Source organism: Solwaraspora sp. WMMA2080, assembly GCF_027497395.1.
GTDB lineage: Bacteria > Actinomycetota > Actinomycetes > Mycobacteriales > Micromonosporaceae > Micromonospora_E.
Window position 1 is genome coordinate 4,225,795 of sequence record NZ_CP114910.1, and the last position, 13,688, is coordinate 4,239,482.

Sequence of the window (13,688 nt, forward strand, 5' to 3'; positions counted from 1 at the left end):
CGCCCTCGAGCGGCAAGTGCTAGCCGCCATCGAGCAGGATGCGCGGACCGGGTCCGGTGGCGGCCAGCCGGTCGGCCGGGTTGTACAGCGTGCACGACCGCAGCGACAGGCAGCCGCAGCCGATGCACCCGGTCAGGTCGTCGCGCAGCCGGGTCAGCAGCGCGATCCGTTCGTCGAGCCGGGCCTGCCAGCGCTGGGACAGCCGCGCCCAGTCAGCCTTCGTCGGGGTACGCGACTCGGGCAGCTCGTCCAGCGCCTGGCGGATCTCGTCCAGCGGCACCCCGATCTGCTGGGCGATCCGGATGAACGCGACCCGGCGCAGCTCGGTGCGGTCGTACCGGCGTTGGTTTCCGCCGGTACGACCGGCTCGGATCAGCCCGATCCGCTCGTAGTACCGCAGCGCCGACGGTGCCACCCCGGACCGGGCGGCCAGATCGCCGATGGTCAGTGTCCGCTGCATCACACCACCCTTGAGTTGAAGTCAACTTCAACTTGCAGGGTAGGGGCATGCCAGCCTTCGTAGCCAGCCCGGTCGCGCCGCCGCATCAGCCGCCGACCGACACCGGGTACGCGGCCCTTCCGCCGCTGCTGCGCCGGATCACCGGCGACGAGAAGCATGAGCCCAGCGCCAACTCGACGTTGGACGTCCTCTGGGTCCTCTACGACCGGATTCTGCGGATCAGTCCGCAGACCGTCGACGCCGCCGACCGCGACCGGTTCCTGCTCTCCAAGGGGCACGGTCCGGCCGCCTACTACGCCGTACTCGCCGCTAAGGGGTTCATCCCCGACGCCTGGCTCGACGACCTGGCCGGGCCGGACAGCCCGCTCGGTCACCACCCGGACCGGCTGCTGGTGCCCGGGGTGGAGATCGGCTCCGGCTCCCTCGGGCACGGGCTCGGCCTCGGCGTCGGCATGCTGCTCGGTCTGCGCGCCCAGGGCCTGACCGACCAGGCCAGCGGGGTCAATCGGGCCGGCGGGGCTGGCGGGGTCGGTCGGGCCGGTCGGGTCGGCGGAGCCCGGGTCTACGTCCTGGTCGGCGACGCCGAGCTCGACGAGGGGTCGAACCACGAGGCGATCGCGTACGCCGGCAGCCGGCAGCTCGCCGAGCTGACCGCGATCGTCGTCGACAACGACTCGGCCACCCACGGCTGGCCCGGCGGGCTGGCCAGCCGGTTCAGCGTCAACGGCTGGACCACGACGATCGTCGACGGCCGCGACCACGAGGCGCTGACCGCAGCGCTGACCGGCCGCGACGGGGTACACCCGCACCTGGTGGTCGCCCGGACTCCGGCCAAGTACGCCGCGTCGGAGCCGGGCGAGTACACCACCTCGGGTAGCAAGGAGAACGGCCATGCGTGACGCCTTCACCCGCGCCACCACCGGCCTGCTGGACGACGATCCGCGTACCGCGTTGGTGCTGGCCGACATCTCGGCCGAGGCGTTCGCCCCGGCCGCCCGCCGGCACCCCGACCGGGTGCTCAACGTCGGCATCCGCGAGCAGTTGATGATCGGCGTGGCCGGCGGGCTGGCGTTGACCGGGCTGCGCGCCATCGCCCACTCCTACGCGCCGTTCCTGGTCGACCGGGCGTACGAGCAGATCAAGCTCGACCTCGACCACCAGGGCGTCGGCGCGGTGCTGGTCAGCATCGGCGGGTCGTACGACGCGGCGGCGGAGGGCCGCACCCACATGTCCCCTGGTGACGTGGCGCTGCTGGACACGGCCGGGTCGTGGACGGTGCACGTACCGGGCCACCCGGACGAGGTCGGGCCGTTGCTGCGGGCGGCGGCCGGTCACGACGACGCCGTTTACCTGCGGCTGGCCGCTCGGGGCAACGGCAGCCCGCACGGTGACGGGGTGTCGGGTCGACTGGTGACGGTGCGTCGGGGCAGCGGGGGAGCCCCGGTGGTCGTCGCGGTCGGCCCGATGCTCGATGCGACGCTGGACGCGGTCACCGGGTTGGACGTGACGGTGGCGTACACGAACACGCCGCGCCCGTTCGACGTCACCGGCCTACGGATGCTCGTCGACTATGTCGACCCGGTGGTGGTGCTGGTCGAGCCGTACCTGGCCGGGACGTCGAGTCACCTGGTCGGCGCGGCGCTGGCGGGCCGGCCGCACCGGCTGCTGTCGTTGGGCGTCGGGCGGGAGGATCTGCATCGGTACGGCAGTGCGGCGGACCACGACCGCTGGCACGGGCTGGATCCGGCCGGGCTGCGGCGCTCGGTCACCCGGTTCGTCAACGGCTGACCGGGACCCGTCAACGGCTGACCGGATTCGTTGGCAGCCGGGCGGGAGACGGCGGGGCTCAGGCGCCGGGGACGGCACGCCCCTGGCGCCTGGTCCGCTCCCGACCCAGGATCCACATTGCCTCGACCCCGTCCTTCCAGGTGATCTTCTTGCCTTCTTCCCGGCCCCGGGCCCGGTAGGAGATCGGTACCTCGTACGGGCGGATCCGGCGACGCAGCAGCTTGCCGGTGACCTCCGCCTCCATGCCGAACCCGCGCGAGCGCACGTCGAGTGAGCGGTACAACGACAGCGGCAGCAGCTTGAAGCAGGTCTCCAGGTCGCCGATGTAGGAGTTGAACATCACGTTCGCCGCCGTGGTCACGGCCTTGTTGCCCATCACGTACCAGAAGCTGTAGGCGCTGTGACTGCCAAAGGTCCGGTTGCCGTAGACCACCGTGGCCCGACCGTCCAGCACCGGCTCGAGCAGCTTCGGGATGTCCTGCGGGTCGTACTCCAGGTCTGCGTCGAGGATCACCATGTAGTCACCCTCGGCGGAATCCACCGCGGTCTTGATCGCCGCGCCCTTGCCGGCGTTACGGGGATGGGTGATCACCCGCAGCCGTGCGTCGTCGACGCTCTCCAGGATCGCACCGGTGCCGTCGCGGCTGCCGTCGTCGACGACCAGGAACTCGATCTCGCACGGATAGTCGACAGCGAGCGCCTGTTTGAGGGCATCGCCGACCCGCGCCTCCTCGTTGTAGACCGGCATGAGGATCGAGAGCTTCACGGTGGTCTCCGAATGCGTACGGTGGCAGTGGACCCAGACTAGCCCAACCCGTCGGGCGGACGGGCCCGGCGAGCCGCAGGTGCGCCTCCAGGTCGCCCGGGAGATTTTCGGCGGCGGTCGACCTCCACTCGGAGTAATGGTGGGCGGTAATCTCGCCCCATGGGCGAGAGAGATGATCTGCCGGGGCCAAGGCGACGGCGGCCGCCGATCTGCCCGAAATGCCTCGGTGCCGGCAAGGCCTTCACCTTCGCCCTGATCAGTGGCCGCACCCGCGAGGTGTGGTTGAAGTGCTCGGCTTGTTCCGGGTCGATCCAGTCACCGATCGCCGGTCCGTGACCGACTGGCCACCAGCCGCTACGACTACGCCGCTTTCAGCCGGCCGGTTCCTGCCAGTCAGGCGGCGGCACCACTGCGGGCGTCCAACGGGCGGGCCAGGAACGCGTAGCCGAACAGGGCTTCGATGTGGCTGGCTCGCGCCGGGTCGCCGGCCTTGATGAGGAACCGTTCCCGGATGCCGTCGACGGCAGTGACCGCCAGTTCAACGATGCCGGCCCGCGGATCGGTGGTCCAGGTGACGTGGTCGAGGTGACGCAGTTCGCTGTTGAGGTGCAGCCGTAGCCGGCGCCACAGCAGCGTCTCCTGGGTCACCACCAGCCGCCGCCGGGTCAACAGGAGCAGGTAGTCACCCTGCATCGGCTGGTCGGGGCGTTGGCACCGGGTGACGAGCACGGTGCGTTCGTTGGGCGAGACACAGCGGCGGAACACCGGCATGTGCCGACTGGTGGTCGAGATCGGGACGGCGGTCTCAGCCGCCGCCGGCAGGAACGTGCGGGAGAAGACGTCCATGTCGTGTTAACGACACGTCAATGTGCAATGACTCGGGGTAACGGTGAAATTTCAGCTACAGAATTTCCACGATGGTCGCGTTGGCCATCCCGCCGCCCTCGCACATCGTCTGCAGTCCGTACCGGATGCCGTTGGAGCGCATGTGGTGCAGCATCGTGGTCATGATCCGGGCACCGCTGGCCCCGAGCGGATGGCCCAGCGCGATCGCACCGCCGTGCGGATTCAGCCGGGCCGGGTCCGCACCGGTCTCGGCCAGCCAGGCGAGCGGAACCGGAGCGAACGCCTCGTTGACCTCGTACACCCCGATGTCGGTCAGGTCGAGCCCGGACCGGCGCAACGCCTTCGCCGTCGCCGGAATCGGGGCGGTCAGCATCATCACCGGGTCGTCACCGGCCACCACCGCGGTGTGCACCCGCGCCAACGGCCGTACGCCGTGCGCCCGGGCCCACTCCGACGTGGTCACCGCGAGCGCCGCCGCGCCGTCGGAGATCTGTGACGCGGAGCCTGCGGTCACCACCCCGTCGGCCCGGAACGGCGTGGCCAGCTCACCGAGCTTCGCCAGCGAGGTGTCCCGACGGATGCCCTCGTCGGCACCGAACTTGTCGGCGCCGGTGACCGGCACCGGCGCGATCTCAGCGTCGAACTCGCCGGCGTCCTGGGCGGCCGCCGCCCGCTGGTGGCTGGTCAGCGCGAACTCGTCCAACGCGGTACGCGACAACCCCCAGCGCCGCGCGATCAGCTCGGCGCCGACCCCCTGGTTGAACGGGACGGGATCATCCGCGACGACGCCGTCGACCCCTCGGTACCGGTCCCGCACCTGGTCGCCGAACGGCCGCCCGGCACCGGTGCTGGCCCCCATCGGTACCCGGGTCATCGACTCGACGCCGCCGGCCACCACCAGGTCGGCCTGCCCGGAGATCACCGTGGCGGCCGCGAAGTGCAGCGCCTGCTGGCTGGACCCGCACTGCCGGTCGACGGTGGTGCCGGGCACCGATTCCGGCCAGCCCGCCGCGAGTACGGCGTTGCGCCCGATGTTCCAGCTCTGGTCGCCCGCCTGGAACACGCAGCCCCAGACGACGTCGTCGACGTCGGCCGGTTCCAGACCGGTCCGCTCGGCGAGCGCCCGCAGCACGTGGCTGGACAGTTCGACCGGATGCACCGACGCCAGGGCACCCTTGCGTCGCCCGATCGGGGTCCGGACCGCTCCGATGATGACCGCGTCCCTCATGCCTACCTACTCCCGGGTAACCTCGTTTTCCGAATCGTACGCCGCGACCAGCGCGACCGGCATCCTCGCCCCGCGCGACCGGCATCCTCGCCCCGCGCGACCGGCATCCTCGCCCCGCGCGACTGGCATGCTCCGCCGGTGCACAGCCATCCTTGACCGATGCACAGCGAACCCACGGAGCTGACCTGGCGGGTCGCCGGCAAGGTCCCGGCTGGCAAGATCGCGGTCGCCGTACTGATCGGTGCCGCCGGCCTGCTCCTCGGCGACGGCGATCCGGTCCGGCTGGTCCTCGCGCTGCTTGCCGCCACCGGCCTGGTCGGCTGGGCGGTCCGCGACCTGGTGGTGCCGGTACGGCTGGCCGCCGGGCCGGACGGGGTCAGCGTCATCACCGGTTTTTCCCGCCGGCACACCATCGCCTGGGACCGGATCGAGTCGATCAGCGTGGACCGTCGCGGCCACCGGGGCATCCGCAGCGAGTTGTTGGAGATCGACGCGGGCGACTCGCTCCACCTGATCAGCGGCAACGAACTGGGCGGTACCTCGCCGGACGAGGTCGCGGCGGCACTGCAGCGGGCTGCGCTGCAGAGCGTGTGCCCGGCCGCGCCCGGACCGTCAACCGGCGTGCACCAGGGCTATCCGGGCCACCGTGACCAGGATCAGGAACAGCAGAACGGCACCGGCACCGACCGCCTGCACGACGGTACGGTTGGTACGCGGAGCGTAGGCCAGGATCACCCCGATCAACCCGCCGGTGATCAGACCGCCGAGGTGACCGGCGATCGACAGGCTGGACACGGTGAAGGTCAGGATCAAGTTGATCACCAGGATGCCGACCACCGCTGAGGTGTCCCGCTTCAGCCGGCGCAGCACGATGAAGAACGCGGCGAACAGGCCGAAGACCGCAGTGGACGCACCGGCGGACAGCGCACCCGGGTCGACCAGGTAGGCCGCGACGTTGCCGCCGAGCCCGGCGATCAGATACAGCGCCAGGAACCGGGCCGGTCCGAGCACCGCCTCCAGGTTGCGGCCGAGCACCCACAGCGCCCACATGTTGAACAGCAGGTGCAACAGCCCGTAGTGGATGAACATCGCGGTGATCAGCCGGTAGACGCCGCCGCCGTCGATGCCGACGAAGACGTCGCCGTACCCGGGCAGCGCGCCGGCGAGGACGGCGCCGTTGGCCCGGACGGTGACGTCCGGGCCGATGACCCCGCCGAACGCGTGCAGCCGCCCGGCGGCCGAGAAGAGCCCGGCACCGAGCAGCGAGCCGCCGCCGGAGATCGCCACCCCGATCAGGGCGACGACCGCGTTGATGCCGATCAGGACCTTGGTGACGGTGCCCTGCTGGCCGGCGGCACTGCCACCGAAGGCAGTGCGCGCCGACCGTTGGGTCCGTCGCCCTTCGGCGACGCACTCCGGGCACTGGTGCCCGACCGCGGCGTCCCGCATGCAGTCGGGGCAGATCGGCCGCTCACACCGGGCGCACCTGACCCAGGTCTCCCGGGACGTGTGCCGGTAGCAGACCGGCACCGTCGGGGCCGGATCACTCATCACGCCACCTCACTGCACGCCACCTCACCGCGCCGGGGACGACGACCCGCGCCGGAGCCGGCGGCCCGTGCCGAGAGCCGGCAACCCGGTGCTCGTTCATGAGCGCCAAGGTTACCCGGCGAGTTTCGCGGCGGCCGCCTCGTGACCGGTCGGCTTCAGCCGACCCGCTCGATCTCCACGCGGTTGATCACCACGTCGCTGAGCGGACGGTCCGCCGGGTTGGTCGGCGTGTTCGCGATCGAGTCGACGACCTTCGCCGAGTCCTGGTCCGCCACCTGACCGAAGATCGTGTGCCGGTTGTTCAGGTGGGTGGTCGCGCTGACCGTGATGAAGAACTGCGAACCGTTGGTGCCCGGTCCGGCGTTCGCCATCGCCAGCAGGTACGGCCGGTCGAAGCGCAGCTCCGGGTGGAACTCGTCGGCGAACGTGTAGCCCGGACCGCCCCGACCGGTGCCGGTCGGGTCGCCCATCTGGACCATGAACCCGCTGATCACGCGGTGCGAGATGGTGCCGTCGAAGTACGGACCGCTGCCCGGCTGACCGGTACGCGGGTCGGTGTACTCACGGGTGCCCTCGGCGAGCTCGACGAAGTTGCGGACCGTCTTCGGTGCGTGGTTGGCGAACAGCTCCAACCGGATCGGTCCATGGTTGGTGTGCAAGGTGGCGTAGACAGCCTCAGCCACGGGTACTCCTCAGTTGTTGGTCAGTTCCATGCGGATCCTCCCATGTGCCCGATCCGGTCACACGGAGGCACCCGAAGGTGGAGGATGACGGCGTAACGACGGCACAGGAGGTAGGCAGCGGTGTTGAGGATCTCCAGGCGCGCCAGGCGGCGGGATCTCGTCCGAGCAGAGCTCGGCGAGAGCCTTGATCATTTCATGCAGGCGGCGACGCACGCGGCCGGGGGCGTGGGGGCCACCGTGGGACCCCGGATCCACGCCGCCCGGGACGCGGTGGCACCCACCGCTGACCGGGTACGCGGCTCCGCGTCCCAGGGCATGACCGCGACCATGGCCACGCTGGCTCCGCTGGCGGTGGCCGCCGCCGACGGGGCCCGCAGGGCAACCAGGAAGGCGAAGACGAAGAACATGAAGAACATGAAGAACATGAAGAACATGAAGGCAGCGAAACGGACCGCGATGCCGGCGATGAAGGCGAAGCTCACCCCGTCGAAGCGTGCCAGGCACAGCCGCCGCCGCTGGCCGATGATCGTCGGCGTACTCGCGGCGGGAGCCGCGATCGGCACCATCGCGGTACGGCGTCGCCAGGCCACGCAGTGGGAGGAGTACGACCCGGGTCAGGCGCTGGACACGATGCGGGCGGCCGGCGGTGCCACCCACGAGTCGGTCACGCCGATGCCGGCCGACGGCGGCAAGCCGCACGGCGACCCAATCTCCGCGATGGACAGCGACCCGACGACGACCGCCCGTAACGGGCGCGCCTGAGTACCGGCGGTCGGACCGTGCCGCTGCGGGCGTCGGCGGACGCCCGCAGCGGCACGACACCGCAGCGGCACGACGGCGTTCAGAGCCAGCCGTTGCGCCGGAACGACCGGTACAGCACCAGTGAGATGCCCAGCATCAGGGCGAGCACGACCGGGTAGCCGAACTCCCAACCGGTCTCCGGCATGAACTCGAAGTTCATCCCGTAGATGCCGGCCAACGCGGTCCACACCGCGGCGATACCGGCCCAGGCGGCGATCTTGCGCATGTCGTTGTTCTGCGCCACGGTCACCTGCGCCAGCCGGGCCTGCAGGATCGAGTTCAGCAGGTCGTCGTACGCGTTGACCTGCTCCACCACCCGGCTGAGGTGGTCCTGCACGTCCCGGAAGTAACGGCGGATTTCGGCCGGCACGTCATCGTTGATCTCGGCGGTCAGGGTCATCATCGGCCGCTGCAGCGGGGCGACGGTGCGCTTGAACTCCACCAGCTCCCGCTTCAGCTGGTAGATCTCGTGCACCTTGTCACTGGCCTCGGGCGAGAAGACGTCCGCCTCGACGGTGTCCAGGTCGGTCTCGATCCGGTCCACCACCTCCAGGTAGAGGTCCACCACCCGGTCGGTGATCGCGTACGCCACCGCCCACGGCCCCTGCACCATCAGGTCCCGGTTGCGTTCCAGGTCGGCCCGCACCGGCGCCAGCCGGCAGGCGTCGCCGTGCCGCACGCTGATCACGAAACCCTGCCCGATGAACAGCATCACCTGGCCGGTCTCCACCACCTCCGAGTCGCCGGTCAGCTTCTCGTGGTCGACGTACCGGGCGGTTCGCAGCACCAGGAAGTTGACCTCGCCGAACTGCTCCAGCTTGGGCCGCTGCTCGGCCTTGACCGCGTCCTCCACGGCCAGCTCGTGCAGCCCGTAGGTGTCGGCGATGCCGGCCATCTCGGCCAGGCTCGGCTCGTGCAGCCCCAGCCAGACGAACGCGTTGCGCTCCCGGCGGGCGGTCGCCAGCGCCTCGGGATGCTGCCACGAGCCCGGCTGGCGGATGCCGTCGATGTAGAGCGCGCAGTCGACCACCCCACTGCGTTCCTCAACCGACGACGGGTCCGGCGCGAGCGGGGTCTCGGTCGAGGTGAGCATCCGGCTGACCGCCCGGACCGGGGCCGTCCAGGCCCGCGACAACGCGCGGCTGCTCCCGCCGTCCGGCCACCGCTGCTGCCCACGGTCCTGGTCCGCCATCCGCCCGTCTCCTTCCCGGCACCCCGGCACCCGCCCGGCCGAAGCCGGCAGAGACGCCGGCCGGCTACCCCGCGCGTACCTCGTCGATCGCGGCCGCCAACCGGCGTACGCCTTCGTCGATCTGGTCGACGGTGACCGCCGAGTAGGCCAGCCGCAGCGCGTGTTCGCCGCCGTCGAGCAGGAAGTCACTGCCCTTGACCACCGCGACACCGCGCTGCGCGGCCGCCGGCACCAGCGCGTCCACCGCCACGTCGTCAGGCAGGTCGACCCAGAGGAAGTACCCGCCGTCCGGCTCGGTGAACCGTACCCCCGGGATGTGCTTGCGCAACGACTCGGCCAGCACCCGGGCGCGCTCGGCCAGCGCGGTACGCACCGTGGTGATCGACCGGTCCAGGTCGCCGGAGACGCAGAACTGGTGCACGATCGCCTGGGCCACCATGCCCGGTGAGATGTACAGGTTGGTGGCGCGCGCCGCGATCTCCTTGATCAGCCCGGCGGCGCCGACCAGGTAACCGACCCGCACACCCGGGCAGACCGTCTTGGTGAAGCTGGAGGCGTGCACCACCACGCCGGCGGTGTCCAGCGACAGCATCGACGGCAGCGCCTCGCCGCGGAACCGGATGTCGGCGTACGGGTCGTCCTCGAAGATGGTGAACCCGAACTCGACCGCAAGCTCCAGCAACGCCCGCCGCTTCGGCAGCGACAGCGTCACCCCGGCCGGGTTCTGGTAGTTCGGGATGACGTGCGCCAGCCGCGGCCGCACCCCGGACTCCAGGAGCTTGCGCAGCTCGTCGGTGTCCAGCCCGTCCGGCTGCAGCGTCACCGGGTGCACCTCGGCACCGAGCTGACGCAGGTTGAGCAGCGTCCGGTCGTACGTCGGCCGCTCCACCACCACCGCGTCGCCCGGCTTCACCAGGTGGTCGAAGAGAAACGCGTCGGCCTGCAGCGACCCGTTGGTCACCAGCACCTGCTCCGGCGCGACCCGGTGCTTGTCGGCGATCCAGCGGCGCAACGGAACGTAGCCGACGGAAGTGCCGTAGGCGGTCACCCCGGCCGGGTCGGCGTCGAAGGCCCGGCCGGCGGCGGCCTTCAGCCCGTCGACGTCGACGATGTCCAGCGAGGGCGCCCCACGGGCGAACGAGATCAGCTGCTCGGCGCTCATGGGTGCCAGCGTACGACCTGCCCGGCCGATCACCGTCGGCTGGTGCGGCAGCACACATGCTGGTCCTGGTTCTTCCCCCGGGGTGCTCGCTAGGGTCACAGGCGTGTCCGCCCCACCCCCCGACCGTGCGGCAGCCAGCGAACCGCTGCGCTGCGTCGCGGCGTTGATCGTCGACGACGACGGCCGGATCTTCTTCCAGCGCCGCTCGCCGCAGCGTCGACTGTTCCCCGACACCTGGGACATCGCCGGCGGCCACCTCGAAGCCGGCGAGACGCCGATCGAAGCCCTGCACCGGGAGGTACGCGAGGAGACCGGGTGGACCGTCTCCCACATCCTCGCCGAGGTCGGTGAGTACGCCTACGTCGGCAACGACGGCATCGCCCGGGTCGAGCTCGACTATCTGGTACGGGTCGACGGTGACCTGGCCAATCCGCAGCTCGAAGCCGGCAAGCACACCGAGTTCCGCTGGCTCGCCGCCGACGCGCTCGACGTGCTCGACGAATCGGCTCACGTCAACGACGGGCTGATCCGGCGGATCGCCGAGAACGGCTTCGCCGTACTGCGCTCCCTGAGCCTGTGAGCGCCGGCGACCAGCTGTGGCTGCCCGGTCACCAGTGCGCGGCGCTCACCGCCCCCGTCGTCGACCGGGTGCACCGGGCCGCGATGGCCGCCGCCGACACCGCCGGGGCCGAGCTGCGTCAGCGGTACGGCGGTCCGGCCGCCGTCGGCTACCTGGTCGACCTGCGGACCCGGCTGGCCGCGCCGGCCGGCCTGGTCGACGCCGCCGGGTTCGCCGCCGTCACCCGCTACCAGGACGCGGCGAGCTGTCAGCGGGTGCTGGACAAGCAGGTCGCGTACGGGATGCTGGTGCGCCATCCGGACGGGGCGTTGCGGGCCACCGAACGTGGCGGCGCCTTCCTAACCGACCTGTACGGGCTGCACGCCACGGTCACCGGACAGATCTGGGGTGCCGAGCACGCGGCCCGGCTGGCCCGGCTGGTCGAACTGACCGGCCGACTGCTGGCCGCCGCGCTGGCCGGCACCGGCGACGCCGGCCCGGACACCGACACCGGCGGGCAGGACGCGTTCCGCGCGGTCGCCCCGCCGTACGAGCCGGAGGGCACCCCGGCCGGGGTGCTGCTACTCAACCGGCTCACCGTGCTGCGCTACCACCGGGCCGACGCGCACGCCGCCGCCTGGACCGCCGCCGGGCACACCGCCCGCAGCATCGTCGACCTGCCGCCCGGCCCGGCCCGGCTGGCCATCGAGCAGGAGACCGACCGCCGGGCCGCCGGCCCGTACCAGTCGCTGGAGCCAGAGCAGCGGTTGATGCTGCTCGCCGACCTCGCCGCGCTTCCCGGCTGATGCCGCTATCCTCCACCGGTACCCCACCCACCCCTCACCAGGAGGACCGTCTGATGATCGGTCTCGTGCTCGCTGCCGGAGCGGGACGGCGGCTGCGGCCGTACACCGACACTCTGCCGAAAGCGCTGGTACCGGTCGACGGGGAGACCACGATCCTGGACATCGGGCTGCGCAACCTCGCCGCCGCCGGGCTCACCGACGTGGTCGTCGTCGTCGGCTACGCCGCGGACGCGGTCCGGACCCGGCAGGCCGACCTGCAGGACCGCCACGGAGTGAAACTGACCCTGGTCGACAACGACCGCGCCGAGGAATGGAACAACGCGTACTCGCTGTGGCTGGCGCGGGAGCACTTCGCCGCCGGTGCCCTGCTGGTCAACGGCGACACCGTGCACCCGGCCAGCGTCGAGCAGACGCTGCTGGCCGGGCGCGGGCCGGGCATCCTGCTCGCCGTCGACACGGTCAAGAAGCTCGCCGACGAGGAGATGAAGGTCGTCTTCGACGACGCCGGGCAGCTGACCCGGATCACCAAGCTGATGGATCCGGCGCAGGCGCACGGCGAGTACATCGGCGCGACGCTGATCGAGGCGTCGGCCGCCGCCGGGCTCGCCGAGGCGCTGGAGGCGACCTGGCGGCGCGACCCCAACCTCTACTACGAGGACGGCTACCAGGAGTACGCCGACCGTGGCGGTGAGGTGCGGGCAGCGCCGATCGGCAACGTCGACTGGGTCGAGGTGGACAACCACGACGACCTGATCAAGGCGCGGGACATCGCATGCCGCTACTAGCCCGTACCGTGCACACCCCGCTCGCCATCGACGTGCGCCGGGGTGCCGTCGCCGGCCTGGGCGCGCTGCTCGCCGACCGCCGGATCTCCGCCGGCGGCGAGGTCGCCGTGGTGGTCGGCCCCGGCCAGGGCGAGCGGATCGCCGAGCTGATCGCTCCCGGGCTCGGCCGGGCCGACGTCTTCACCGTCGCCGGTGGCACCCTGGAGGCCGCCCACGAGCTGGGCGAGAAGCTGCGGCAACGCTCCTACGACGCGGTCGTCGGCATTGGCGGCGGCAAGACCATCGACACCGCCAAGTACGCCGCCTCCCGGTACGCCGTACCGATGGTGAGCGTGGCGACCAGCCTGGCCAACGACGGGATCGCCTCCCCGGTGGCGTCGCTGGACCACGACGGCGGACGTGGGTCGTACGGCGTGCACATCCCGCTGGCGATCGTGGTCGATCTGGACTTCGTCTCCGACGGCCCGGACCGGCAGACCCGGGCCGGCGTCGGGGACGCGCTGAGCAACCTCAGCGCGGTCGCCGACTGGGAGTTGGCGCACGCGGTCCGCGACGAGCCGATCGACGGTCTCGCCGTGACGCTGGCCCGCACCGGGGCGGAGGCGCTGATCAGCCATCCGGGCGGGCTCGGCGACGACGCGTTTCTGACCACCCTCGCCGAGGCGTTGATCCTGGGCGGGATCGCGATGGCGGTGTGCGGGTCGAGCCGGCCGGCCAGCGGCGGCTGTCACGAGATCTCGCACGCCCTCGACCTGCTGCATCCCGGGGCCGGTTCGCACGGCGAGCAGGTCGGGCTGGGTGCGCTGTTCTGTACCTTCCTGCGCGGGGACCGGCTGCGGTTCGGGCAGTTGGCGGCGGCGCTGCGCCGGCACGGGCTGCCGGTGCGCCCCGCTGACCTGGGGCTGACCGACGACGACTTCGTCGCCGCCGTGCTGCACGCCCCGCACACCCGGCCGGACCGGTACACCATCCTGGAACACCTGCACCTCGGTGCGGATGCCGTCCGGGGGCGGCTGGCAGAATACCTCGATGCCCTCAGCATGCCTTCAAGGTGAACAAAC

General features: G+C 71.3%; 15 protein-coding genes and 1 pseudogene. 8 read left to right on the forward strand and 8 right to left on the reverse strand.

Annotated features, from left to right (window positions below; translation table 11 throughout):
• Positions 1-19: 19 nt before the first annotated feature.
• Positions 20-460: a redox-sensitive transcriptional activator SoxR gene (gene soxR / locus O7543_RS19160; protein ID WP_281552578.1), complete on the reverse strand. Its 441-nt coding sequence runs from the start codon at positions 458-460 to the stop codon at positions 20-22.
• A 47-nt stretch (positions 461-507) separates the two neighbouring features.
• Here soxR and O7543_RS19165 point away from each other — a divergent pair, with 47 nt between their 5' ends.
• On the forward strand, positions 508-1,359 hold the full coding sequence (locus O7543_RS19165; RefSeq protein WP_281552577.1) for a transketolase: 852 nt from the start codon (positions 508-510) through the stop codon (positions 1,357-1,359).
• Positions 1,352-2,248: a transketolase gene (locus O7543_RS19170; RefSeq protein WP_281552576.1), complete on the forward strand. Its 897-nt coding sequence runs from the start codon at positions 1,352-1,354 to the stop codon at positions 2,246-2,248. Before O7543_RS19165 ends, O7543_RS19170 begins: the two co-directional genes overlap by 8 nt.
• Before the next feature lie 58 nt (positions 2,249-2,306).
• Here the strand turns inward: O7543_RS19170 and O7543_RS19175 are convergent, their stop codons facing one another.
• The 3 genes from O7543_RS19175 to O7543_RS19185 form a co-directional block, all read right to left on the reverse strand.
• Positions 2,307-3,014, reverse strand: a complete 708-nt coding sequence (locus O7543_RS19175) for a glycosyltransferase family 2 protein (protein WP_281552575.1) — start codon at positions 3,012-3,014, stop codon at positions 2,307-2,309.
• A 393-nt stretch (positions 3,015-3,407) separates the two neighbouring features.
• Positions 3,408-3,860: a hypothetical protein gene (locus O7543_RS19180; protein ID WP_278172483.1), complete on the reverse strand. Its 453-nt coding sequence runs from the start codon at positions 3,858-3,860 to the stop codon at positions 3,408-3,410.
• Positions 3,861-3,915: 55 nt separating this feature from the next.
• Positions 3,916-5,088 (reverse strand): thiolase family protein, encoded by a 1,173-nt coding sequence (locus O7543_RS19185; RefSeq protein WP_281552574.1) that lies wholly within the window; start codon positions 5,086-5,088, stop codon positions 3,916-3,918.
• A 159-nt stretch (positions 5,089-5,247) separates the two neighbouring features.
• On the opposite strand from O7543_RS19185, the pseudogene O7543_RS19190 reads away from it, so the two are divergent.
• Positions 5,248-5,652 (forward strand): annotated as a pseudogene (locus tag O7543_RS19190) (PH domain-containing protein); the annotation flags it as partial.
• A gap of 48 nt (positions 5,653-5,700) precedes the next feature.
• Here O7543_RS19190 and O7543_RS19195 read toward each other — a convergent pair.
• Positions 5,701-6,639, reverse strand: coding sequence for a rhomboid family intramembrane serine protease (locus O7543_RS19195; protein WP_281552573.1), 939 nt, complete (start codon positions 6,637-6,639; stop codon positions 5,701-5,703).
• 155 nt (positions 6,640-6,794) lie between these two features.
• On the reverse strand, positions 6,795-7,322 hold the full coding sequence (locus tag O7543_RS19200) for a peptidylprolyl isomerase (protein ID WP_281552572.1): 528 nt from the start codon (positions 7,320-7,322) through the stop codon (positions 6,795-6,797).
• 237 nt (positions 7,323-7,559) lie between these two features.
• Between O7543_RS19200 and O7543_RS19205 the strand changes: the two genes are divergently transcribed.
• Complete coding sequence (locus O7543_RS19205; RefSeq protein ID WP_281552571.1) at positions 7,560-8,084, forward strand: hypothetical protein; 525 nt, start codon at positions 7,560-7,562, stop codon at positions 8,082-8,084.
• A gap of 79 nt (positions 8,085-8,163) precedes the next feature.
• Here the strand turns inward: O7543_RS19205 and corA are convergent, their stop codons facing one another.
• Positions 8,164-9,216: a magnesium/cobalt transporter CorA gene (gene corA, locus O7543_RS19210; RefSeq protein WP_281555783.1), complete on the reverse strand. Its 1,053-nt coding sequence runs from the start codon at positions 9,214-9,216 to the stop codon at positions 8,164-8,166.
• 163 nt (positions 9,217-9,379) lie between these two features.
• A complete protein-coding gene (locus O7543_RS19215; protein WP_281552570.1) occupies positions 9,380-10,477 on the reverse strand; it encodes a PLP-dependent aminotransferase family protein in 1,098 nt (365 codons plus the stop codon).
• A 103-nt stretch (positions 10,478-10,580) separates the two neighbouring features.
• Between O7543_RS19215 and O7543_RS19220 the strand changes: the two genes are divergently transcribed.
• The 4 genes from O7543_RS19220 to O7543_RS19235 are packed head-to-tail and all read left to right on the forward strand — an operon-like array spanning position 10,581 to position 13,682.
• Positions 10,581-11,057, forward strand: a complete 477-nt coding sequence (locus O7543_RS19220; protein WP_281552569.1) for an NUDIX domain-containing protein — start codon at positions 10,581-10,583, stop codon at positions 11,055-11,057.
• Positions 11,054-11,842, forward strand: a complete 789-nt coding sequence (locus tag O7543_RS19225; protein WP_281552568.1) for a hypothetical protein — start codon at positions 11,054-11,056, stop codon at positions 11,840-11,842. Before O7543_RS19220 ends, O7543_RS19225 begins: the two co-directional genes overlap by 4 nt.
• A gap of 53 nt (positions 11,843-11,895) precedes the next feature.
• Positions 11,896-12,627 carry a phosphocholine cytidylyltransferase family protein gene (locus tag O7543_RS19230; protein ID WP_281552567.1) on the forward strand — a complete coding sequence of 244 codons (732 nt, stop codon included), beginning with the start codon at positions 11,896-11,898 and terminating at the stop codon, positions 12,625-12,627.
• Complete coding sequence (locus tag O7543_RS19235) at positions 12,615-13,682, forward strand: iron-containing alcohol dehydrogenase family protein (RefSeq protein WP_281552566.1); 1,068 nt, start codon at positions 12,615-12,617, stop codon at positions 13,680-13,682. Before O7543_RS19230 ends, O7543_RS19235 begins: the two co-directional genes overlap by 13 nt.
• Positions 13,683-13,688 lie beyond the last annotated feature (6 nt).

Coding starts and splice junctions, on each gene's coding strand:
- soxR (WP_281552578.1), bottom strand. CDS start 460: ATGCAGCGGACACTGACCATCGGCGATCTGGCCGCCCGGTCCGGGGTG.
- O7543_RS19165 (WP_281552577.1), top strand. CDS start 508: ATGCCAGCCTTCGTAGCCAGCCCGGTCGCGCCGCCGCATCAGCCGCCG.
- O7543_RS19170 (WP_281552576.1), top strand. CDS start 1,352: ATGCGTGACGCCTTCACCCGCGCCACCACCGGCCTGCTGGACGACGAT.
- O7543_RS19180 (WP_278172483.1), bottom strand. CDS start 3,860: ATGGACGTCTTCTCCCGCACGTTCCTGCCGGCGGCGGCTGAGACCGCC.
- O7543_RS19185 (WP_281552574.1), bottom strand. CDS start 5,088: ATGAGGGACGCGGTCATCATCGGAGCGGTCCGGACCCCGATCGGGCGA.
- O7543_RS19195 (WP_281552573.1), bottom strand. CDS start 6,639: ATGAGTGATCCGGCCCCGACGGTGCCGGTCTGCTACCGGCACACGTCC.
- corA (WP_281555783.1), bottom strand. CDS start 9,216: ATGCTCACCTCGACCGAGACCCCGCTCGCGCCGGACCCGTCGTCGGTT.
- O7543_RS19215 (WP_281552570.1), bottom strand. CDS start 10,477: ATGAGCGCCGAGCAGCTGATCTCGTTCGCCCGTGGGGCGCCCTCGCTG.
- O7543_RS19230 (WP_281552567.1), top strand. CDS start 11,896: ATGATCGGTCTCGTGCTCGCTGCCGGAGCGGGACGGCGGCTGCGGCCG.
- O7543_RS19235 (WP_281552566.1), top strand. CDS start 12,615: ATGCCGCTACTAGCCCGTACCGTGCACACCCCGCTCGCCATCGACGTG.